The sequence below is a fragment of the Aeromicrobium sp. genome, from assembly GCF_050700635.1.
GTDB lineage: Bacteria > Actinomycetota > Actinomycetes > Propionibacteriales > Nocardioidaceae > Aeromicrobium.
In genome coordinates, this window is the sequence record NZ_JBOHDT010000047.1 from 1 (window position 1) to 7,462 (window position 7,462).

The 7,462-nt window shown below is 68.5% G+C and carries 8 protein-coding genes; 4 read left to right on the forward strand and 4 right to left on the reverse strand.

The genetic code is table 11. The annotated features are described in order from the left end of the window. Positions 1-1,283 (forward strand): chromate efflux transporter (gene chrA, locus ACRDPN_RS03505; protein ID WP_431445942.1); only part of this gene is annotated, 1,283 nt, incomplete at its 5' end. Here chrA and ACRDPN_RS03510 read toward each other — a convergent pair. Together ACRDPN_RS03510 and ACRDPN_RS03515 are read right to left on the reverse strand one after the other, a co-directional pair. Continuing rightward, positions 1,267-2,058: an HAD-IIA family hydrolase gene (locus ACRDPN_RS03510; RefSeq protein WP_431445943.1), complete on the reverse strand. Its 792-nt coding sequence runs from the start codon at positions 2,056-2,058 to the stop codon at positions 1,267-1,269. The genes chrA and ACRDPN_RS03510 overlap by 17 nt on opposite strands. Before the next feature lie 2 nt (positions 2,059-2,060). Further along, positions 2,061-3,461, reverse strand: a complete 1,401-nt coding sequence (locus tag ACRDPN_RS03515; RefSeq protein WP_431445945.1) for an NAD(P)-binding protein — start codon at positions 3,459-3,461, stop codon at positions 2,061-2,063. Between the two features lie 54 nt (positions 3,462-3,515). Here ACRDPN_RS03515 and ACRDPN_RS03520 point away from each other — a divergent pair, with 54 nt between their 5' ends. Continuing rightward, positions 3,516-4,250: an MBL fold metallo-hydrolase gene (locus tag ACRDPN_RS03520; protein ID WP_431445946.1), complete on the forward strand. Its 735-nt coding sequence runs from the start codon at positions 3,516-3,518 to the stop codon at positions 4,248-4,250. Here the strand turns inward: ACRDPN_RS03520 and ACRDPN_RS03525 are convergent. After that, complete coding sequence (locus ACRDPN_RS03525) at positions 4,237-5,196, reverse strand: DUF4349 domain-containing protein (protein ID WP_431445947.1); 960 nt, start codon at positions 5,194-5,196, stop codon at positions 4,237-4,239. The two genes, ACRDPN_RS03520 and ACRDPN_RS03525, sit on opposite strands and share 14 nt — an antisense overlap. Then, positions 5,193-5,759 (reverse strand): RNA polymerase sigma factor, encoded by a 567-nt coding sequence (locus tag ACRDPN_RS03530; RefSeq protein ID WP_431445948.1) that lies wholly within the window; start codon positions 5,757-5,759, stop codon positions 5,193-5,195. Before ACRDPN_RS03530 ends, ACRDPN_RS03525 begins: the two co-directional genes overlap by 4 nt. Positions 5,760-5,868: 109 nt before the next feature. On the opposite strand from ACRDPN_RS03530, the gene ACRDPN_RS03535 reads away from it, so the two are divergent. Further along, a complete protein-coding gene (locus ACRDPN_RS03535) occupies positions 5,869-6,393 on the forward strand; it encodes a hypothetical protein (protein ID WP_431445949.1) in 525 nt (174 codons plus the stop codon). Between the two features lie 74 nt (positions 6,394-6,467). Beyond that, positions 6,468-7,462 (forward strand): alkane 1-monooxygenase (locus tag ACRDPN_RS03540; protein ID WP_431445950.1); only part of this gene is annotated, 995 nt, incomplete at its 3' end.

A 7,462-nucleotide genomic window follows, 5' to 3' on the forward strand; every position in this document is an offset into this window, starting at 1 on the left:
TGCAGACGTTCGGCGGTCCGGCCGGACAGATCGCGGTCATGCAGCACAAGCTCGTCGACGAGAAGCGGTGGATCGGCCAGCAGCGGTTCCTGCACGCGCTCAACTACTGCATGCTGCTGCCGGGGCCCGAGGCCCAGCAGCTCGCGGTCTACACGGGCTGGTTGCTCAACGGTCGCCGCGGTGGCCTCATCGCCGGTGTGCTCTTCGTGCTGCCCGGCATGGCAGCGCTGCTCGCGCTCTCCGCGATCTACGTCGGGGCCGGATCGACCGCCGTCGTCACGGGACTCTTCGCCGGTCTGGCGCCGGCCGTCATCGCCATCGTGATCCAGGCTGTGTACCGGGTCGGCACGCGCGCCCTCCACCACCCGGTGCTGGTCGGGCTGGCGATTGCGTCGTTCCTGGCCCTGACCGTGTTCAGCGTGCCGTTCCCGGCCGTGGTGTTCGCTGCCGGTCTGCTCGGCTGGGCCCTGGCAAGACGACTCCCGATGCTCCGAGTGTCGAAGGCGCACGAGGACGCCGGCGGGCCGGCCCCGTTGATCAGCGACGACGCCCTGCACCACGACACGCCGTCGAGCGGGCGGTCCATGCGGATCCTGTTGCTCGGGCTGGTCCTGTGGTTCACGCCCGTGCTGGCCGCTGGCATCGTGTTCTCGCGCGAGAGCGTGTTCGTGGACCAGGGTCTGTTCTTCTCCGGCGCTGCCGTGGTCACGTTCGGAGGTGCGTACGCCGTCCTGGCCTACGTCGCCGACCAGGCGGTGAACGTCTACCACTGGTTGGCACCGGGGGAGATGGTCCGAGGACTGGCGTTGGCTGAGTCCACGCCGGGTCCGCTGATCATGGTGGTCCAGTTCGTCGCGTTCGTCGGCGCCTATCGCGACCCCGGCTCCCTCGACCCGTGGGTCGCGGCGGTCATCGCGTCGCTGCTGGTCACCTGGGTGACGTTCGTGCCGTGCTTCCTCTTCGTCTTCCTCGGGGCGCCTTACGTCGAGCGCCTGCGGCGCAACGAGCACCTCACCGCCGCACTCGCGGGGATCACCGCGGCCGTGGTCGGCGTCATCGCCAACCTGGCGGTGTTCTTCGCCCTGAACACCCTGTTCGACGAGACGCGGCGCATCTCCTGGGGCGTGGCCCACCTCGACGTCCCGATCCTGTCCACATGGCAGCCGCTCGCGTTCGCTCTCACCGCACTTGCCCTCGCCCTGCTGTTCTGGCGCGGCTGGAGCCCGCTCCGGACACTGGGCGTGTGTGCCGTTCTCGGACTCGTCGTCACCCAGCTTGTCTGACCATGTCGACCAGGTCGGCGATCGAGTCGACGATCCGTGTCGGCCGGTACGGGAACTGCTCGATCTGGTCGGGACGGGTTGATCCGGTCGTGACCAGGATCGTGCGCATGCCGGCTTCCAGCCCGGAGATGATGTCGGTGTCCATCCGGTCGCCGATCATCAACGTCGACTCCGAGTGCGCCTCCAGCTGGTTCAGCGCGCTGCGCATCATCAGCGGATTGGGCTTGCCGATGTAGTACGGCTGACGTCCGGTCGCGGTGCTGATCAGCGCCGCCACCGAACCGGTGGCCGGAAGTGTTCCGTGGATGCTCGGACCGCTCACGTCGGGGTTGGTGGCGATGAAGCGGGCCCCGCCCTCGATCAGCCGGATCGCGCGGGTGATCGACTCGAAGGAGTAGGTGCGGGTCTCGCCGAGCACGACGTAGTCGGGGTTGCGCTCGGTCATCACGTAGCCGATGTCGTGCAGCGCAGTGGTCAGCCCCGCCTCTCCCACGACGTACGCCGACCCGTCCGGCCGCTGGTCGAGCAGGAACTGCGCGGTCGCGAGCGCGGACGTCCAGATGGCGTCCGCGGGGACGTCGAGGCCGCTGGCCAGGAGCCTCGCGCGCAGGTCGCGTGGGGTGAAGACCGAGTTGTTCGTCAGGACCATGAACGGGCACCCGGATTCCTTCAGGGCCTCGACGAACTCGACGGCGCCGGGTATCGGATCCTCCTCGTGCACGAGGACGCCGTCCATGTCGGTCAGCCAGGTCTCGATGGGCCGCTGTTCGCTCATGGTCACATTGTGTCGTGACCGGTCCTATGAGCCGCGCCGAGACGCTCGATGGCCGGCCCGACGTACTTCAGGTAGCGGTCGACGGCTTCCCGAGCTCGTGGCTCGTTCGCGTGCTCGGGCAGCGCGCGCAGGACGTTGAGCCGGCTGGCCGCGATCCACGCGGTCACGTCGGGCTCCTGGAACCAGGTCAGCTCGGTGCTCCACGTGCGGTGCATCAAGGGTCCCCAGTCCTCGGTGCGGCTGGTGTACGGGTGGGGAGGACTGAGGCGGTTCCTCTCTTCGTCGTCGTCGCGATGCGCCTCGACGAAGGCGAGGAGTGCCGCGTTGAACGTGGGCGACTCGCGTCGCACCTGCTGGATCACGATCCGGCTGGGGCTGAAGACGGGCACCGGTGCCGCATCGCTCAGACCGATGGCCGAGCAGTCCACGTGCAGGACCTCCGCACTGGTCGGTAGCTCTCCGTCATGAAGCACGATCCGATCCGCTTCGATGGCTCGCAGACGGCCGAGGCGGACCACATTCTCGATCTCGCGCAGGTCCGTGAGCTCTCGCCGGCTGAGCATGGTCCCTCGGTACATGGTCGGCGACACGCGTGGGTCGAGCCTCATGAGTCGGCCTCGGTCCTCGAGCCGGTCGAACAGGTCGGAGAGGTCGCGTGCCAGGGCGGCTGCCTCGGTGTCGAAGGAGATGCCCTCCATGAGTGCGGCCACCTGGTCGAGCGGCTGTAGATACGCGCGGTCGGCGAACCAGGAGTCGCGGGGCCGGACCCAGCGAATCTGGTCGGGCGACACGTCGTTGTCGAGCAGCCACAGGCAGGCGTCGGCGCTCGTCTTCCCGCCCCCGATGACGGTGTAACGCCGATGTCCGTCGACGGAGTCGGGCAGGTCGTTGACCGGGACGAACGCAGCGTCGGGAGCCACGGTGAAGGACGGCTGATGGGTGGCGGGGATGGATCCCTCGAGATATCTCGCGTCCACCATGCGGCGGCGCACGCTGATCGTGTGGATGTCTTCGCTGTCGAGGTCACGGACCCGGTGGTCGCTGCCGCCGCCACCGAGATGATCGTGCCTGGCCAGGAACCGCGCCCGTCCGGTCGAGGCCAGGTGCTCGACGACGCTCTCGAAGTACGCGCGGATCTCGGCTGCGCCGGCTTGCTCGTAGAAGCCTTCGTTCCGGCCGGACTCGATCACCTGATCACGGCCCAGCGGCATCGAGTTCACGCCGTAGTACGCCGACGGCGTGTGCAGCCGCACGAACGGGTACGCGTCGCGCCAGTGACCGCCGGGGAGGCTTCGTCGATCCACCAGCACGACGTCGACGTCTGCTTCTGCCAGCAGCGAATCGGCGAAGGCGAGGCCGGTGGCTCCCGCTCCCACGATCAGGTAGTCGGTCTCGATGTCCATGTCACTCCAAGGCGCAAGCCCCTGTCGACGCTATTACCTCGCTAGCCTCCTGACATGCAGATCACCGAAGCGGGCGATGGCGTCTTCGCCGTCGAGGGCTCAGCCGTCAACTGGACGCTGATCGCCGAGGGTGATGCTCTGACACTTGTCGACGCCGGCTACCCCGGCGACCACGACGACGTGATCGCGTCGATCAGCGAGATCGGCTTCCGGCTCAGCGACGTCGTGGCCGTGCTCGTCACCCACGCCCACGTCGACCACATCGGTTCCCTTCCGCGCCTGCTGGAGGCGCACCCGGTGCCGGTGCTGCTCTCGCCGACTGAGGCCAGGCACGCTCGACGCGAGTACCTCGAGCAGGCGGGCACGGCGGTCGTCGTGCGGAACCTGTGGCGTCCTCGGGTGCTTCCCTGGGCCGTGCACCTGATGCGGAAAGGGGCGATGAACGACGCCGTCGTGCCCGCTGCAACCGACTTCGGCAAGGCCGACGTCATTGATGTCCCGGGCCGGCCCGTGCCGGTCGCGACACCCGGCCACACCAGCGGTCACACCGCCTACCTCGTGCCCGGCGCCCGGGTGCTGCTCACCGGCGACGCCCTGATCACCGGTCACCCGCTGAGCTCGACCACCGGCCCGCAGGAGCTGATGGGCTTCTTCCACCACGACGTCGCCGCCGTGAAAGCCGCGCTCGACGTCATCGCCGACGTCGACGCGGACGCGATCGTCCCCGGCCACGGCCCGGTGTATCGCGGCTCGCCGCGCGACGCCGTGACTCACATCAGGCGCGGCTGACGCGGCGAGCGACTCGCCAGAGGACCCACACGACCAGCGCGACCGCGAGCCAGGGCACCAGCACTCCGGCAAGCGACACGATGCCGTTGACCGTCTCGACGAGGGCGTTCCAACCCTTCGTCAGGCCGCCTTGGAATCCGCCGGGCGAGACCGACGCAGCCGAGCCCTTCTCGATCAGCTCGACGTGGAGGGTCGAGAGCGCGACCTGCTCGCTGAGCGCCTTGCGCTGGGTCTGGAGGCTCTCGAGCTGCTCCTGGCGCTGGGTCAGCGCACCCTCTGCGCGGACGACCTCGGCGCTCGAGTCGGCATCGGCCAGGATCTTCTCCAGCCGGTCGATCGAGATCTCCAGCGCCCTGATGCGGGCGTCGAGGTCCTGGCCCAGGGCGGTGACGTCCTCGTTCTGGATGTCGACGGTGCCGACGTCGCCATACGTGGCGAGCTGGGTGAGTGCCTTCGACATCTGGGCGCTCGGCACCCGGATCGTCAGTGACGCGGAGGTGCGGCCCTCGTCGTCCTTGCTCTCGGTGCGCCCGTCGATCCGTCCGTCTCGGGACTCGACCCAGGCGGAGAATCGCTCGGCCACGTCGCGTGGGTCCTTGACCGTGACGTCCACGCTGCCCGTGGTGATGACCTCCCGCGTGTCACGGGGTGCGACCTCCGGAGCAGCTTTTTCGGTGGAGTCCTGGAGCGCGTTGTCGCCGGCGACCCCGGGCTCGGTGGCCGCGCGACTGCCGGCCGAGTCGCCCGACTCGGACATGCCCGCGTTCGGGTTCGCCAGGTTCGAGAAGCCGACGCCGCCGACCACGACGACGAAGCAGGCGGCCGCGAGGACGCCGAGGCCGCGACGGGTGCGACGGCCGCGGCGGGCGACGTCCGCGTCGACGGTGTGCATGATCGACGACCGCATCGCCTCGATGCGACGCTCGTCGAGCTCCGGTGTGGTCATGATGTCTCCCTCATGGAACGCAGGTCCGCCCGCAGACGTGTGCGCAGCCGGTGCAAGCGGTTGCGGACGACGGCGTGCGAGACCCCGAGCTCGCGAGCGGCTTGCTGGTACGTGCGGTCGCCCTCGACACACAGCTCGTAGAGCCGCTGGTCGTTCGGGGCGAGCGCAGCCACCGCCTTGTCGATCTCGGCCCGCACGAGAGCCGCTTCGACCTCGCGCTCCACCGAGGAGTCCGCGCCCTCGGGCACGTCCTCGTCCAGCGCGTGGCTCTGCCTCCGCGCCGCCCGGCGATGGGCGTTCAGCGCGGTGAAGCGCGCCGTCACCAGCAGCCACGGCAGCAGCGACCCGTCGACCGGCGTGATCGCGCGGATGCGCCGCCAAGCTGTGACGAAGACGTCCTGGGTGACCTCTTCGGCATCACCCGGGTCGCGCACGACCGAGTACGCCTGCCAGTAGACCGGTCGCACGTGCCGGTCGTAAAGGCCTGCGAACGCGGCCCGATCGCCGGCCTGGGCGCGCGTCAGCAGCTCGACGTCGTCGGCGACCTCGGTCGATGTGCTCATGTCGCCCCTCTGGGTGGCCTACACCTTGTTCATGTCGGTTCCGCGCTCACCGTCTCAGGTCTGGACCATGAATTTCCACGTAAACTCGAACGATGGGACGGGGCACGGCGTGAGGCGCGTCGGGTTGGTCATGCTGGCACTCGGCGTTCTGACGCTGGGCGTAGGCGCCGTCACGCACCTGTTCTCCGACGACGACCAGGTCGACCCGTACGCGCAGTTCCTGATCGCGCACCTGGACGTCATTTCCGAGGGCCCTGTGTATGTCGACGGCGACGCCCGGTTCTCACGCACCATCTCGCGTGGCGCCGACCTCGGCAGCGCCGACTCGGCGCTCGACGCATGCGCCGGTCCGGTCGCCGTCGATCTCGGTGAGTCGCGCCCGGTGCTGGTCGCCGAGCACGACTACTGCGGGGGATCGGTCTGGATCCCGAAGCTCGACGCGGGCGATGTCGTCAGCCTCGTGGGGCCGGGCATCCGACGTGGCCTCTACGTGGCCGACGACATCAAGCTGGTGCCGCGCGACGACTCGAGGGTCAGGGATCTCCCGGACGCCGCGGTGGTGCTGCAGACCTGCATCTCGCAGACCACCATGGTGCTCGTCGGGCTGCAGCCGGCCGTGGCCGACGCTACTTGACATACATCTGCCACTTGTCAAGTGGCTTGACATGTCATACCTTGGTGTCAAGCAACCCGAGGAGTTAATCCGCCATGACCATCGAGGCAACCATCGACGGCCAGCTCGTCCGCTGGCGCGACAGCAAGCGCTACCTGTGGCTGATGGGGGCGATCATCCCGCTGATCCCGCTCGCCATGTGGGGCCTCTACGCCTGGACCGGCTCGACGCTCTCGTGGTTCTTCGGCCCGTTCTTCGTGTTCGTGCTGATCCCGCTCTTCGACCTGCTGGCGGGCCTCGACCCGAACAACCCACCCGACGAGGTCATCGAGGCGCTCGAGGAGGACCGCTACTACCGCGGGATCACCTACGCGTTCATCCCGATGCAGCTCACCGGGCTCGTCTGGGGCGCCTACCTGCTCGGCGGCGGAACGCTGCCCGGCATCGACGACCCGCTGACGGTCGTGCAGAAGATCGGTCTCGCCACCGGCCTGGGCATGGTCGCCGGCATCGGCATCAACACCGCGCACGAGCTGGGCCACAAGAAGGAGCAGATGGAGCGCTGGGCCGCCCGCGTCGCCCTGGCGCAGACGTTCTACGGCCACTTCTACATCGAGCACAACCGGGGCCACCACGTCCGCGTCGCCACGCCGCCGGACCCGGCCAGCGCCCGGCTCGGCGAGACCCTGTGGGAGTTCTTCCCGCGCACGGTCTGGGGCAGCCTGAAGAGTGCGTGGGGCCTGGAGAAGAAGCGCATGGACCGCCGTGGCAACTCGCCATGGTCACTGCGAAGCGACCTGATGAATGCCTGGATTTTCTCGGTGGTGCTCTGGGGCGGACTGATGCTCGCCTTCGGCTGGGAGATCTTCCCGTTCCTCGTCATCCAGGCGATCCTCGGCATCGGACTGCTGGAGTCGGTCAACTACCTTGAGCACTACGGCATGAAGCGTGAGCTGCTCGACTCCGGCCGCTACGAGCGCCCGAACCCGAGCCACAGCTGGAACAGCAACAACATCGGCACCAACGTGCTGCTGTACCACCTGCAGCGCCACAGCGATCACCACGCCAACCCGACCCGTCGCTACCAGGC